The following is a 13,342-nucleotide window of genomic DNA, read 5'->3' as shown; positions in this document are numbered from 1 at the left end:
AATCACCAGCTCATTTTTAGCAACATCGACGCCAATGATCGGCTTTGAGACAGGAACTGGCATTGCCATGGGACTTCCTCCGGGCTATGGTTTTGAGCACTTGAAGGGCTCACCCAGAGGCGCAGGCTTGTTCCTATCGTCGGTCATAGCCAGATGCATTCTTTATCGGCGCTTGGGTGAAAGGAGGAGGGGCGAAATCTCCCACGGTCTGTACTGCGCCAACAGTCAGAATCGGGCTTTGTCCCTCCTCCTCCCTTCAAGTCCTAGCATACAAGCGGGCTTGCTGTGGTGAGCGGGCTTGCCCCGCGCTGGGCTGCGCAGCAGCCCCCAAAACTGGCAACGCCACCCGTCTGAAAAGATACTGCGCTCTTGTTGGGGCTGCTGCGCAGCCCAGCGCGGGGCAGGCCCGCTCACCACACGTCCTACAGTTGAAATCCCCCCCGCCACCCCCATATGAGTTCCATCAGGGCATTTTCGCCCCGCAGCGTGGAGACTCTCCCCTTGACCACCATCGTTTCAGTTCGCCGCCACGGCAAAGTCGTCATGGGCGGCGACGGCCAGGTTTCACTTGGCAATACCGTGATGAAAGGCAACGCGAAAAAAGTCCGTCGCCTGTACCACGGCCAGGTCCTCGCCGGTTTTGCCGGCGCCACCGCTGACGCCTTTACCCTGTTCGAGCGCTTTGAAGGCCAACTTGAGAAGCACCAGGGCCACCTGGTCCGTGCCGCCGTCGAACTCGCCAAAGAATGGCGCACCGACCGCTCCCTCAGCCGCCTGGAAGCCATGTTGGCCGTTGCCAACAAAGACGCCTCCCTGATCATCACCGGCAACGGCGACGTGGTTGAACCCGAAGAAGGCTTGATCGCCATGGGTTCCGGCGGTGGTTATGCCCAGGCCGCAGCCAGCGCACTGCTGAAGAAAACCGACCTGTCGGCCCGGGAAATCGTCGAGACTGCCCTGGGTATCGCTGGCGACATCTGTGTCTTCACCAACCACAACCTGACCATTGAGGAGCAGGACCTCGCCGAATAAGCCGCAGGCTTATTCCCGCTTGAGGACCGCCAATTACTATGTCCATGACTCCCCGCGAAATCGTCCATGAACTCAATCGCCATATCATCGGCCAGGACGATGCCAAGCGCGCCGTTGCCATCGCCCTGCGTAACCGCTGGCGCCGGATGCAACTGCCCGAAGAATTGCGCGTTGAAGTAACTCCCAAGAACATCCTGATGATCGGCCCGACCGGTGTCGGTAAAACCGAAATCGCCCGACGCCTGGCCAAGCTGGCCAACGCGCCGTTCATCAAGGTCGAAGCCACCAAGTTCACCGAAGTCGGCTATGTAGGCCGTGACGTCGAGTCGATCATTCGTGACCTGGCCGACGCCGCCCTGAAACTGCTGCGCGAACAGGAAATGACCAAGGTCAGCCATCGCGCCGAAGACGCCGCCGAAGAACGCATCCTCGACGCCCTGCTGCCACCGGCACGCATGGGCTTCAACGAAGACGCCGCGCCGAGCTCGGATTCCAACACCCGTCAGCTGTTCCGCAAGCGCCTGCGTGAAGGCCAGCTGGACGACAAGGAAATCGAGATCGAAGTCGCCGAAGTGTCCGGTGTCGATATCTCCGCACCGCCTGGCATGGAAGAAATGACCAGCCAGTTGCAGAACCTGTTCGCCAACATGGGCAAGGGCAAGAAGAAAAGCCGCAAGCTCAAGGTCAAGGACGCGCTGAAACTGGTGCGTGACGAAGAGGCTGGGCGCCTGGTCAATGAGGAAGAACTCAAGGCCAAGGCCCTGGAAGCGGTCGAGCAACACGGCATCGTGTTTATCGACGAGATCGACAAGGTCGCCAAGCGCGGTAACTCCGGCGGCGTCGATGTGTCCCGCGAGGGCGTACAGCGCGACCTGCTGCCGCTGATCGAAGGCTGCACGGTGAACACCAAGCTGGGCATGGTCAAGACCGACCACATCCTGTTTATCGCCTCCGGTGCGTTCCACCTGAGCAAGCCAAGCGACCTGGTGCCGGAGCTGCAAGGCCGTCTGCCGATTCGGGTTGAGCTGAAAGCACTGACGCCGGGCGATTTCGAACGCATCCTCAGCGAGCCGCATGCGTCGCTGACCGAGCAATACCGCGAGCTGCTGAAAACCGAAGGCCTGGGGATAGAGTTCCTGCCGGACGGTATCAAGCGTCTGGCGGAGATTGCCTGGCAGGTCAACGAGAAGACCGAAAACATCGGCGCCCGCCGCCTGCACACCCTGCTTGAGCGCCTGCTGGAGGAAGTGTCCTTCAGTGCCGGCGACATGGCGGGCGCGCAGAACGGCGAGGCGATCAAGATCGACGCCGACTACGTCAACAGCCACTTGGGCGAATTGGCGCAGAACGAAGATCTGTCTCGTTATATCCTGTAGGTCATGTGAACCCCCTGTAGGAGCCCGGCTTGCCGGCGATGGCGACCTTGAAATCGCCATCGCCGGCAAGCCGGGCTCCTACAGGATCTGCTCGGATCCCGTCATGACCAAACTACCTACCGCCATCAACCTGCACAAAGCCTCCAGGACCCTGGGCCTTACCTACGGTCCCGACGAGGTCTATCAGCTGCCCGCCGAATTCCTGCGGGTGCACTCCCCTTCCGCCGAGGTCCAGGGCCATGGCAAACCGATCCTGCAATTCGGCAAGCTCAATGTCGGTTTGACCAAGATCGAACCCGCCGGCCAATACGCACTGAAATTGACCTTCGACGACGGCCATGACAGCGGATTGTTCACCTGGGACTACCTCTATCAACTTGCCGTGCGTCAGGACGCGCTGTGGGCTGACTATCTTGCCGAGCTGAAAGCCGCCGGAAAAACCCGCGACCCGAGCCAGTCGGTCGTGCGGCTGATGCTCTAGCTCAGGCCTTTTGCTCATTAGTGGGCATTTTCTAATTCCATCTGCTTGAATGCCCCTCTGTCGTGGCCAACGATTGGCCCGCTTGCGAAAAAAATTAAACTCGGGTAACCAATGGAACTGGCAAGTTCCCTGCATTTGACGATGCGGTATTAACGGTCACCCGAGCAGTAGTACCAGGCTGTGCTGTGTGGCAAGTAGTGGTACACAGCGGTACCCGGTACTCGTCTGTCGGACAATGGAGCGTCGTAGATGAGTAACAAGAACAACGATGACTTGAAACGCCAGGCCTCGGAAAACACCCTGGGGCTGAACCCGATCATCGCGTTACGGAAAAAGGATTTACTGGCATCCGCTCGGATGGTGCTGACCCAGGCCATCAAACAACCGTTGCACAGCGTCAAGCACGTCGCGCATTTCGGCGTCGAATTGAAGAACGTGGTGTTCGGCAAATCACAGCTGACACCCGAGAGCGACGACCGTCGTTTCAACGACCCGGCGTGGACCCAGAACCCGCTCTACAAACGTTACCTGCAAACCTACCTGGCGTGGCGCAAGGAGCTGCACGACTGGATCGCCGACAGCAACCTGTCGGAACACGACATCAGCCGCGGCCACTTCGTCATCAACCTGATGACCGAAGCCATGGCGCCCACCAACAGCGCGGCCAACCCGGCGGCGGTCAAACGCTTCTTCGAGACCGGTGGCAAAAGCCTGCTGGATGGCCTGTCACACCTGGCCAAAGACATGGTGCACAACGGCGGCATGCCGAGCCAGGTCAACATGGGCGCCTTTGAAGTGGGCAAAAGCCTGGGCACCACCGAAGGCGCCGTGGTGTTTCGCAACGACGTGCTGGAGCTGATCCAGTACCGGCCGATCACCGAACAGGTGCACGAACGCCCGCTGCTGGTGGTGCCGCCGCAGATCAACAAGTTCTATGTATTCGACCTGAGCCCGGACAAGAGCCTGGCACGCTTCTGCCTGCGCAATAACCAGCAGACCTTTATCGTCAGCTGGCGCAACCCGACCAAGGCCCAGCGCGAGTGGGGCCTGTCGACTTATATCGAGGCGCTGAAAGAAGCGGTGGATGTGGTGACGGCGATCACCGGCAGTAAAGACATCAACATGCTCGGCGCCTGCTCCGGTGGCATCACCTGCACCGCGCTGCTGGGCCACTACGCGGCGCTGGGCGAGAAGAAGGTCAACGCCCTGACCCTGCTGGTGAGCGTGCTGGACACCACCCTGGACACTCAGGTGGCGCTGTTCGTCGACGAGCAGACCCTGGAAGCAGCCAAGCGCCATTCCTACCAGGCCGGCGTGCTGGAAGGCCGCGACATGGCCAAGGTGTTTGCCTGGATGCGCCCCAATGACCTGATCTGGAATTACTGGGTCAACAACTACCTGCTGGGCAACGAGCCGCCGGTGTTCGACATCCTGTTCTGGAACAACGACACCACCCGCCTGCCCGCCGCATTCCATGGCGACCTGATCGAGCTGTTCAAGAACAACCCGCTGGTGCGCGCCAATGCCCTGGAAGTGTGCGGCACGCCGATCGACCTGAAGCAGGTGACCGCCGATATCTACTCCCTGGCCGGCACCAACGACCACATCACGCCATGGCAGTCCTGCTACAAGTCGGCGCAGCTGTTTGGTGGCAAGGTGGAGTTCGTGCTGTCCAGCAGCGGGCATATCCAGAGCATCCTGAATCCGCCGGGCAACCCCAAGTCGCGCTACCAGACCAGCGATACGATGCCGGGCAAAGCGCTGGACTGGCAGGAAAATGCCACCAAGCACACTGATTCATGGTGGCTGCACTGGCAGGCGTGGCAGGCGCAGCGGTCGGGCAAGCTGAAAAAAGCGCCGACCGCACTGGGCAATAAAGCGTACGCAGCGGCTGAAGCGGCGCCGGGCACTTACGTACACGAAAGGTAGGCTGGAACGGGATCTACTGTAGGAGCTGGCTTGCCTGCGATGGCATCAACTCGGTGTGCCAGATACACCGCGGTGTCTGCATCGCAGGCAAGCCAGCTCCCACACTGACCGTTTTCCGGCAGGGAAATAGCGCCATTTCACAGGGTACGAGCATGCCGCAACCGTTCATCTTCCGTACCATCGACCTGGATGGCCAAGCCATCCGCACGGCGGTACGCCCGGGCAAGCCTCACTTGACGCCGCTGCTGATTTTCAACGGCATCGGCGCCAACCTTGAGCTGGTGTTTCCGTTCGTCCAGGCCCTGGACCCGGACCTGGAAGTGATTGCCTTTGATGTGCCGGGGGTCGGCGGTTCGTCGACGCCCAGCCGGCCTTATCGTTTCCCTGGCCTGGCCAAGCTCACCGCACGCATGCTCGATTACCTGGACTATGGCCAGGTCAACGCGGTGGGAGTTTCCTGGGGCGGGGCACTGGCGCAGCAGTTTGCGTATGACTACCCGGAGCGCTGCAAGAAGCTGATTCTCGCCGCCACCGCCGCCGGTGCCTTCATGGTGCCGGGCAAACCCAAAGTCTTGTGGTTGATGGCCAGCCCCCGGCGCTATATCCAGCCGTCCCATGTGGTGCGCATTGCGCCGATGATCTACGGCGGCTCCTTCCGCCGGGATTCGAAACTGGCCGCCGAACACGCCAGCAAAGTGCGTTCGGCGGGCAAGCTGGGTTACTACTGGCAACTGTTCGCCGGGCTTGGCTGGACCAGCATCCACTGGCTGCACAAGATCAAGCAGCCGACCCTGGTGCTGGCCGGCGATGACGACCCGCTGATCCCGCTGGTCAACATGCGCATGCTGGCCTGGCGCATTCCCAACGCCCAACTGCACATCATCGACGACGGTCATCTGTTCCTGATTACCCGGGCCGAGGCCGTGGCGCCGATCATCATGAAGTTTCTGCAGGAGGAACGCCTGCGGGCGGTGATTCACCCGCAACCCGCGCTTTAGACGGTGGCGGTCAGGACGACCGCACCGCGCAACTTGGCCAGAACCGACTATGGTTCTGAATTGGCGTGCTTGTTGATGGCTTGACGAAGGAGTGTTGGCGCATGCGAGAAAGACCCGTATCGAACCCGGTGCCCACACCCGCCGCGTTCATCAATATTGAAAGTGCGATCACCGGCCTGCGCGGCCGGGATCTGCTGTCGACCCTGCGCAGCGTCGCCGCACACGGCCTGCGCAACCCGGTGCACACCGCCCGTCACGCCCTGAAGCTGGGCGGGCAATTGGGCCGCGTGTTGCTGGGGGAAACGGTGCACGAGCCGAACCCGGCCGACAGCCGCTTCGCCGACCCGACCTGGCAGCTCAACCCGTTTTATCGGCGCAGCCTGCAAGCCTACTTGAGCTGGCAAAAACAAACCCGCCACTGGATCGACGACAGCAACCTCAGCCCCGACGACCGGGCACGGGCGCACTTTGCCTTTGCCCTGCTCAACGATGCAGTGTCGCCGTCCAACACGTTGCTCAATCCGCTGGCAATCAAGGAACTGCTCAACTCCGGCGGCAACAGCGTGGTGCGTGGCGTCAGCAACCTGTTCGACGACCTGCTGCACAACAATGGCCTGCCGCGCCAGGTCACCAAGCAGGCCTTTGAAGTCGGCAAGACGGTAGCCACCACGCCCGGCTCGGTGGTGTTTCGCAATGAGCTGCTGGAGTTGATCCAGTACAAGCCCATGAGCGAAAAACAGTACGCCAAGCCGCTGCTGGTGGTACCGCCGCAAATCAACAAGTACTACATTTTCGACCTGAGCCCGAACAACAGCTTCGTCCAGTTCGCCCTGAAAAATGGCCTGCAGGTGTTTATGGTCAGCTGGCGCAACCCGGACGTACGGCATCGGGAGTGGGGCCTCTCCACCTACGTCGCCGCCCTGGAAGAAGCGCTGAACGTGTGCCGCGCAATCACCGGCGCCCGCGAGGTCAACCTGATGGGCGCCTGCGCCGGAGGCCTGACCATCGCCGCGCTGCAAGGCCATCTACAGGCCAAGCGCCAGCTGCGCCGCGTCTCCAGCGCCAGCTACCTGGTGAGCCTGCTGGACAGCCAGATCGACAGCCCCGCCACCCTGTTCGCCGACGAACAGACCCTGGAAGCCGCCAAGCGCCGCTCGTACCAGCAAGGCGTACTGGACGGCCGGGACATGGCCAAAGTGTTCGCCTGGATGCGCCCCAATGACCTGATCTGGAATTACTGGATCAACAACTACCTGCTGGGCAAAGAACCGCCGGCGTTCGACATCCTGTACTGGAACAACGACAACACCCGCCTGCCCGCCGCGCTGCATGGCGACTTGCTGGACTTCTTCAAACACAACCCGCTGAGCCATCCCGGTGGCCTGGAAGTCTGCGGCACGCCTGTCGACTTGCAGAAGGTCACGGTGGACAGCTTCAGCGTGGGCGGGATCAACGACCACATCACGCCGTGGGATGCGGTGTACCGCTCCACCCAACTGCTGGGCGGCGACAAGCGCTTCATTCTGTCCAACAGCGGGCATATCCAGAGCATCCTCAACCCGCCGGGCAACCCCAAGGCCAACTACGTCGAAAACCTCAAGCTGAGCAGCGACCCGCGCGCCTGGTACTACGACGCCAATCACGTCGAAGGCAGCTGGTGGCCCAATTGGCTGGCGTGGATCCAGCAACGTTCCGGGGTGCAGCGCGAAACCCTGACCGCCCTGGGCAACCAGAATTACCCACCGATGGAAGCGGCGCCGGGCACGTATGTGCGGGTCCGCTGAGCCCAACGACGATTTTAAGAAGACTGGATGAAGACCCGCGACCGTATCCTTGAATGTGCCTTGCAGTTGTTCAACCACAAGGGCGAGCCGAACGTGTCGACCATGGAGGTGGCCAATGAAATGGGGATCAGCCCGGGCAATCTCTATTACCACTTCCATGGCAAGGAGCCGCTGGTGCTCGGGCTGTTCGAGCGTTTCCAGGCCGAGCTGGCGCCGTTGCTCGACCCGCCTGAGGACGCTCAACTGGCGGCCGAGGATTACTGGCTGTTCCTGCACCTGATCGTGGAGCGCATGGCGCACTATCGGTTTCTGTTCCAGGACTTGTCGAACCTGGCGGGACGCTTGCCGAAACTGGCCAAGGGCATTCGCAACCTGCTGACGGCGCTCAAGCGCACCCTGGCCTCGTTGCTGGCCCGGCTAAAGACGGACGGGCAATTGGTCAGTGATACCCAGGCATTGGGGCAGTTGGTGGAACAGATCACCATGACCCTGCTGTTTTCCCTGGACTACCAACGGATTCTCGACCGTGAAGGTGAGGTGCGAGTGGTGGTGTACCAGATCATGATGCTGGTGGCGCCGCACTTGCTGATGCCGGCGAGGCTGGCAACGGAGCGTTTGGCGCTCAGGTACCTGGACGACGCGGACTAAATGGCTATGTGTCGCTCTGTAGACCCCGTCAATAAAAAAGCCCGACCTTCGCAGGCCGGGCTTTTTTGTGTCCCGTAAAAATCAGGACTGACTGGTAGGCGTCGGGGTTGCCGGCGTTGCAGTCGGGGTTGCAGCAGCAGGCGTCGGTGGAGTGACCGAGTTGGTCGCCGGTGCCGGGGTTGCAGGCTTGGCCGCGACCGCTGGCTTTGGCGCTGCTGGTTTTTTGGCTACGGCAGGCTTCTTCGCCGCGGCCGGTTTTGCAGCAGGCTTGGCCGCTGCAGGTTTTGCAGCCGCAGGTTTGGCGGCGGGTTTGGCAGCAACCGGCTTGGCTGCAGGTTTCGCAGCCGCTGGCTTGGCGGCAGGCTTCGCTGCAGCAGGTTTAGCGGCTGCGGTTTTCGCCGCGGGCTTGGCGGCCGGTTTGGCTGCTGCTTTTGCTGCCGGCTTGGCGGCGGGTTTTGCCGCAGGTTTTGCAGCTGCTTTAGCGGCCACTGGTTTAGCGGCAGGCTTGGCGGCCGGTTTAGCCGCTGCGGTTTTAGCCGCTGGCTTGGCCGCAGGTTTTGCGGCAGCTTTGGCAGGCGCTTTGGCCGCTGGCTTGGCGGCCGGTTTGGCGGCGGCCTTGACCAGAGGTTTGGCGGCGGTTTTTGCAGCAGGCTTGGCAGCAGCCGTTTTCGCGGCTGGCTTGGCAGCCGGTTTGGCCGCTGCAGTTTTAGCCGCAACGGGCGCCGCTTTAACGCCGGTGAGTTTTTCGATTTGCCGGGTCAATGTATCGACCTTGCTGTGCAGCGCTTTCACTTCAGTACGGCTAGGCACGCCCAGTCGCGAAATGGCACTGTTCAGGCGCTTGTCAAAAGCCCCTTCCAGTTCGCCCCACTTGTCGCTGATACGTGATTTGGCAGAACCGGCGGAAGCCTTTGCCGCATCGACTTGTTTACCCACTGTGCTCTTGGTCAACTTCTCGGCCTTCTCGCCGTCTTTAACCAAAGTCTCGAAGTATTTGCCGCCGTCACTGCTCACCTTCGAGTACACGCCTAAACCAGCCAGCCAGATCTTGCGGGAGTATTTTTCAACTTCCCCGATCCACGAGCTGCCTTCTTTATCAGTAGTCTTTTTAACAGCCATCCCGTTGTCTCCTTAGTGTTTACGCGCGACACGTTCGAGCAATGCCGTCAGCTCATCGAGCTTAGCAGAGAGTGTCTCCACGTCATGTTTAGACGGAATGCCGATCCGATTCAAGGCACTTCCAACACGACTATCAAAAGCTCTTTCAACTTTATCCAGTTGCACTTCGACTCTACCTTTGACGCCGAAGACTTCGCTCTTGACTTGATCAATCTGACTGTTGGCCGCATCAAGTTGTTCAATCACAACTTTTTTGCCTTTATTTTCAATATGTTGACCGGTCTTAACGAGTTCCTTGAAGTACTCGGCGCCCTCGCTGCCGACCTTGGCATAAGCGCCCAAACCGGCCAGCCAGATCTTGCGGGCATAGGATTTAACGTCGATCAGGGCGTTAGTTCCGGTAGCAATTTTTTTCTTCAAAATAACTTTGGCCATGGTGCACCTCACGCATAAAGGGGGGAGGAACTGCCCACAGAAGTTGAGGGCTTGGGCACAAAGTAGGCAGAAAAATTAGAATCGGCACCCTAAGAAGACCGGAAATCAGGCCAGGGCTTTATCCAGCGCCTTCTCGATTTCGGACTTGATGGTGCCACTCATGGCCGACATCAACAGTCCCAGTTCCACGTCGATGCGCAGGGAATCTTCAGCCACTTTCACGGTGCCTTTTACCCCCGAACGTTTGAGGTTCAGTGTGTCGCCGGCCCACGAAGACTCCAGGCCATATTGCTCCTTGAGTTTGCTCGCCAACTTGTCGGCTTTTTCGCGGGCAGCGTCTTTGCCCAGTGTGTGGGCACGTTCAACCTGTATGCGGGCCATTTGAATGACTCCTCGTTATAGGGACTTGTCGACCCGCCATGCGGCAAAAGGTCTCGGTGGCCACCTATCTTACCTTCAGCCTTGCCAAGACAAAGCATGCCTTGGGGATTAGAATGCCCCCATTCTCTTTTGGTGACAGCGATATGACTGATCAGCGCAAAGGCAGCGATGCCGAACCCACCACTCACTTCGGCTTCAAGAACGTCCCGGAAAGCCAGAAAGCCGAAAAAGTCGCCGAGGTGTTCCACTCGGTAGCCGCCAAGTACGACTTGATGAACGACGTGCTGTCCGGCGGCATGCACCGCCTGTGGAAGCGCTTCACCATCGAGTTGTCGGGCGTACGTACCGGCAACCGCGTGCTGGATATTGCCGGCGGCACGGGCGACCTGGCCGCCAAGTTCTCCAAGCTGGTGGGCCCGACCGGCCAGGTGGTATTGGCCGACATCAACGGTTCGATGCTCAAGGTCGGTCGTGATCGCCTGCTGGACAAAGGCGTGGCGGGCAACATCGAGTTCGTCCAGGCCGACGCTGAAAAGCTGCCGTTCCCGGACAACCATTTCGACTGCGTGACCATCGCCTTCGGCCTGCGTAACGTGACCCACAAGGAAGACGCGCTGCGCTCCATGTTGCGCGTACTCAAGCCCGGCGGTCGCCTGCTGGTGCTGGAGTTCTCCAAGCCGACCAACGCGCTGATGTCCAAGGTCTACGACACCTACTCGTTCGCCTTCATGCCGTTGATGGGCAAGCTGATCACCAATGACGCCGAAAGCTACCGTTACCTGGCTGAATCGATCCGCATGCACCCCAACCAGGAAACCCTGAAGTCGATGATGGTGGAAGCCGGTTTCGACCGCGTGACCTACCACAACATGACCTCGGGCATCGTCGCCCTGCACCGCGGCATCAAGCCCTGATGTTGTTCGCAGGCCTTCTCGCCAGCGTTGAACACGGCCTCAACCGCGTTTTGCGCCTGGACAGCACCGCCCTGGGGCGGCTGGCACACCTGAACGGCAAGATCATCGCCGTGGATTGCACCAGCCCGGCCTTGCAGCTGTTTATCCTGCCCAGCGATGAAGGCCTGTTGCTGGCGACCCACTGGGCCGCCGACGCCGACTGCACCCTGCGTGCTTCCGGCTCCAGCCTGCTGCGCCTGGCCCTGAGCCGGGACAAAACAGCGATCCTCCACGGCCCGGACGTTACGCTCACAGGCGACAGCACGGTGCTGATGGACCTGGCCGCGGTGCTGCAAGACCTGGAACTGGATTGGGAATATGAGCTGTCCCGTTGGCTCGGCCCGGTGGCCACCCAACTGATCAGCGGTCACCTGCGCAGCCGGACGCGCTGGTACCAACAGGGCTTCGCCAGCCTGAACCAGAACCTCGCCGAATACCTGAGCGAAGAATCGCGCACCCTGGTCGGACAACGGGAAGCGGAAGCGCGCTTTCGTGAACTCGACCAGGCCAAACTCGACCTGGAACGACTTGAGGCGCGCTTCGAGCGCCTGAGCCGCTCCCTGAATTCAAGCGATAACGCATGAAGCTGCTCGCCGTCCGCCGTTTGTTTCGTATCCAGCGCGTCGTAATCCGCTACCGCCTCGATGACCTGCTGTTCGCCCTGCCGCTGCCGTGGTTCCTGCTGGCGGTGCGCTATGTGCTGCCGTGGCGCTGGTTCCCGCGCAAAACCCTCGACCTGAGCCGTGGCGCCCGCTTGCGCCTGGCATTGCAGGACCTGGGGCCGATCTTCATCAAGTTCGGGCAGATCCTCTCCACCCGCCGCGACCTGCTGCCCGAGGACATCGCCGACGAACTGATGCTGTTGCAGGACCGCGTCCCGCCGTTTGACTCGCAACTGGCGGTCACGCTGATTGAAGAGCAGCTCGGCAAGAAGATCAGTGAAGTCTTCAGCCGCTTTGACATTGCGCCGTTGGCTTCGGCCTCGGTGGCCCAGGTGCATGCCGCGCAGCTCAAAAGCGGCGAAGAAGTGGTGGTGAAGGTCATCCGCCCGGGCCTCAAGCCGATCATCGGCCAGGACCTGGCGTGGCTGTTCATCCTCGCCCGCGCCGCCGAGCGTTTCTCGGCCGATGCGCGCCTGCTGCACCCGGTGGACGTGGTGCTGGACTACGAAAAAACCATCTACGACGAACTCGACCTGCTGCGCGAAGCGGCCAACGCCAGCCAGCTCAAGCGCAACTTCGAAGGCTCGCCGTTGCTGTATGTGCCGCAAGTCTATTGGGACTGGTGCCGCCCGAAAGTGCTGGTGATGGAGCGCATCTATGGCGTACAGGTCACCGACCTCGCGACCCTGGCCGACCAGCGCACCGACATGAAAATGCTCGCCGAGCGCGGTGTGGAAATCTTCTTCACCCAGGTGTTCCGCGACAGCTTCTTCCACGCCGACATGCACCCCGGCAATATCTTCGTCAGCACCGTGAACCCGTGGAGCCCGCAGTACATTGCGATCGACTGCGGCATCGTCGGCAGCCTGACCCCCGAAGACCAGGACTACCTGGCGCGCAACCTGTTCGCCTTCTTCAAGCGTGACTATCGCCGCGTGGCACAGTTGCACATCGATTCGGGCTGGGTGCCGGCAGAAACCAAACTCAACGAATTCGAAGCGGCGATCCGCACCGTGTGCGAACCGATCTTTGAAAAACCGTTAAAAGATATTTCCTTCGGTCAGGTACTGATGCGCCTGTTCCAGACGGCGCGGCGCTTCAATATGGAAGTGCAGCCACAATTAGTGCTGTTGCAAAAGACCCTGCTGAACATCGAAGGCCTGGGCCGCCAGCTCTACCCGGACCTCGACCTGTGGAACACCGCCCAGCCATTCCTTGAGCGCTGGATGCGTGAACGCGTCAGCCCGAAAACCCTGCTGGGCAACCTGCAAAGCCAGGTCGAGCAACTGCCGCACCTGGCCAACATGACCCGCGACCTGCTGGAGCGCATGTCCCAGCCCCACGCCAAGGACCCGGCGCCGCCGTGGCACAAGCGCAAGGACGACTGGTTCCTGCGCCTGCTGGGCGCCGCGCACCTGGTGGGCGGCACGATACTGGCCGCAGGCGGGCCGCTGAATGAACTGGGCCATTGGCCGGCCGGCATTATGGTCGCCGTGGGCGTGTATCTGATCGTGCGTCGATAGCCAATCCGGTTATACACTGTC

At 60.8% G+C, this 13,342-nt stretch carries 13 protein-coding genes; 10 read left to right on the top strand and 3 right to left on the bottom strand.

The window, feature by feature from the left end:
- Positions 1-501 precede the first annotated feature (501 nt).
- The 7 genes from hslV to P3C29_RS15820 all read left to right on the top strand — a co-directional run bounded on the left by hslV (position 502) and on the right by P3C29_RS15820 (position 8,248).
- Positions 502-1,032, top strand: coding sequence for an ATP-dependent protease subunit HslV (hslV, locus tag P3C29_RS15850; RefSeq protein WP_003209323.1), 531 nt, complete (start codon positions 502-504; stop codon positions 1,030-1,032).
- Between the two features lie 38 nt (positions 1,033-1,070).
- Positions 1,071-2,408 (top strand): ATP-dependent protease ATPase subunit HslU, encoded by a 1,338-nt coding sequence (gene hslU, locus P3C29_RS15845; protein WP_010169189.1) that lies wholly within the window; start codon positions 1,071-1,073, stop codon positions 2,406-2,408.
- Between the two features lie 103 nt (positions 2,409-2,511).
- Positions 2,512-2,889: a DUF971 domain-containing protein gene (locus P3C29_RS15840; RefSeq protein WP_003209319.1), complete on the top strand. Its 378-nt coding sequence runs from the start codon at positions 2,512-2,514 to the stop codon at positions 2,887-2,889.
- Between the two features lie 249 nt (positions 2,890-3,138).
- Positions 3,139-4,818: a class II poly(R)-hydroxyalkanoic acid synthase gene (gene phaC / locus P3C29_RS15835; protein ID WP_201125957.1), complete on the top strand. Its 1,680-nt coding sequence runs from the start codon at positions 3,139-3,141 to the stop codon at positions 4,816-4,818.
- Between the two features lie 152 nt (positions 4,819-4,970).
- Positions 4,971-5,816: a poly(3-hydroxyalkanoate) depolymerase gene (phaZ, locus tag P3C29_RS15830; protein ID WP_010169185.1), complete on the top strand. Its 846-nt coding sequence runs from the start codon at positions 4,971-4,973 to the stop codon at positions 5,814-5,816.
- Between the two features lie 101 nt (positions 5,817-5,917).
- Complete coding sequence (gene phaC, locus P3C29_RS15825; RefSeq protein ID WP_010169184.1) at positions 5,918-7,600, top strand: class II poly(R)-hydroxyalkanoic acid synthase; 1,683 nt, start codon at positions 5,918-5,920, stop codon at positions 7,598-7,600.
- Positions 7,601-7,627: 27 nt separating this feature from the next.
- A complete protein-coding gene (locus P3C29_RS15820) occupies positions 7,628-8,248 on the top strand; it encodes a TetR/AcrR family transcriptional regulator (RefSeq protein ID WP_169386563.1) in 621 nt (206 codons plus the stop codon).
- Positions 8,249-8,329: 81 nt separating this feature from the next.
- Here the strand turns inward: P3C29_RS15820 and P3C29_RS15815 are convergent, their stop codons facing one another.
- The 3 genes from P3C29_RS15815 to P3C29_RS15805 form a co-directional block, all read right to left on the bottom strand.
- Positions 8,330-9,367 (bottom strand): phasin family protein, encoded by a 1,038-nt coding sequence (locus P3C29_RS15815; protein WP_275964887.1) that lies wholly within the window; start codon positions 9,365-9,367, stop codon positions 8,330-8,332.
- A 12-nt stretch (positions 9,368-9,379) separates the two neighbouring features.
- The gene (locus P3C29_RS15810) at positions 9,380-9,802 is read right to left on the bottom strand and encodes a phasin family protein (protein WP_275964886.1); all 423 of its coding nucleotides are present in this window, start codon (positions 9,800-9,802) and stop codon (positions 9,380-9,382) included.
- Between the two features lie 105 nt (positions 9,803-9,907).
- Positions 9,908-10,183, bottom strand: coding sequence for a polyhydroxyalkanoic acid system family protein (locus P3C29_RS15805; RefSeq protein WP_275964885.1), 276 nt, complete (start codon positions 10,181-10,183; stop codon positions 9,908-9,910).
- 143 nt (positions 10,184-10,326) lie between these two features.
- On the opposite strand from P3C29_RS15805, the gene ubiE reads away from it, so the two are divergent.
- Genes ubiE through ubiB form a run of 3 tightly spaced genes read left to right on the top strand, consistent with a single transcriptional unit; the run spans position 10,327 to position 13,321 of the window.
- Complete coding sequence (ubiE, locus tag P3C29_RS15800) at positions 10,327-11,097, top strand: bifunctional demethylmenaquinone methyltransferase/2-methoxy-6-polyprenyl-1,4-benzoquinol methylase UbiE (RefSeq protein WP_003209306.1); 771 nt, start codon at positions 10,327-10,329, stop codon at positions 11,095-11,097.
- Positions 11,097-11,720 (top strand): SCP2 sterol-binding domain-containing protein, encoded by a 624-nt coding sequence (locus P3C29_RS15795; RefSeq protein ID WP_275964884.1) that lies wholly within the window; start codon positions 11,097-11,099, stop codon positions 11,718-11,720. The genes ubiE and P3C29_RS15795 overlap by 1 nt, the downstream gene beginning before the upstream one ends.
- A complete protein-coding gene (gene ubiB, locus P3C29_RS15790) occupies positions 11,717-13,321 on the top strand; it encodes a ubiquinone biosynthesis regulatory protein kinase UbiB (RefSeq protein ID WP_010169175.1) in 1,605 nt (534 codons plus the stop codon). The genes P3C29_RS15795 and ubiB overlap by 4 nt, the downstream gene beginning before the upstream one ends.
- Positions 13,322-13,342 lie beyond the last annotated feature (21 nt).

This window comes from Pseudomonas sp. 1912-s (genome assembly GCF_029269205.1).
GTDB lineage: Bacteria > Pseudomonadota > Gammaproteobacteria > Pseudomonadales > Pseudomonadaceae > Aquipseudomonas.
This window is presented reverse-complemented; position numbering and strand designations above follow the sequence as displayed.

What these genes read in the sequence shown, in the direction of transcription:
- ubiB (WP_010169175.1), top strand. Translation starts at nt 11,717, where the DNA reads ATGAAGCTGCTCGCCGTCCGCCGTTTGTTTCGTATCCAGCGCGTCGTA.
- ubiE (WP_003209306.1), top strand. Translation starts at nt 10,327, where the DNA reads ATGACTGATCAGCGCAAAGGCAGCGATGCCGAACCCACCACTCACTTC.
- phaZ (WP_010169185.1), top strand. Translation starts at nt 4,971, where the DNA reads ATGCCGCAACCGTTCATCTTCCGTACCATCGACCTGGATGGCCAAGCC.
- P3C29_RS15840 (WP_003209319.1), top strand. Translation starts at nt 2,512, where the DNA reads ATGACCAAACTACCTACCGCCATCAACCTGCACAAAGCCTCCAGGACC.
- P3C29_RS15795 (WP_275964884.1), top strand. Translation starts at nt 11,097, where the DNA reads ATGTTGTTCGCAGGCCTTCTCGCCAGCGTTGAACACGGCCTCAACCGC.
- phaC (WP_010169184.1), top strand. Translation starts at nt 5,918, where the DNA reads ATGCGAGAAAGACCCGTATCGAACCCGGTGCCCACACCCGCCGCGTTC.
- P3C29_RS15815 (WP_275964887.1), bottom strand. Translation starts at nt 9,367, where the DNA reads ATGGCTGTTAAAAAGACTACTGATAAAGAAGGCAGCTCGTGGATCGGG.
- P3C29_RS15820 (WP_169386563.1), top strand. Translation starts at nt 7,628, where the DNA reads ATGAAGACCCGCGACCGTATCCTTGAATGTGCCTTGCAGTTGTTCAAC.
- phaC (WP_201125957.1), top strand. Translation starts at nt 3,139, where the DNA reads ATGAGTAACAAGAACAACGATGACTTGAAACGCCAGGCCTCGGAAAAC.
- hslU (WP_010169189.1), top strand. Translation starts at nt 1,071, where the DNA reads ATGTCCATGACTCCCCGCGAAATCGTCCATGAACTCAATCGCCATATC.
- P3C29_RS15805 (WP_275964885.1), bottom strand. Translation starts at nt 10,183, where the DNA reads ATGGCCCGCATACAGGTTGAACGTGCCCACACACTGGGCAAAGACGCT.
- P3C29_RS15810 (WP_275964886.1), bottom strand. Translation starts at nt 9,802, where the DNA reads ATGGCCAAAGTTATTTTGAAGAAAAAAATTGCTACCGGAACTAACGCC.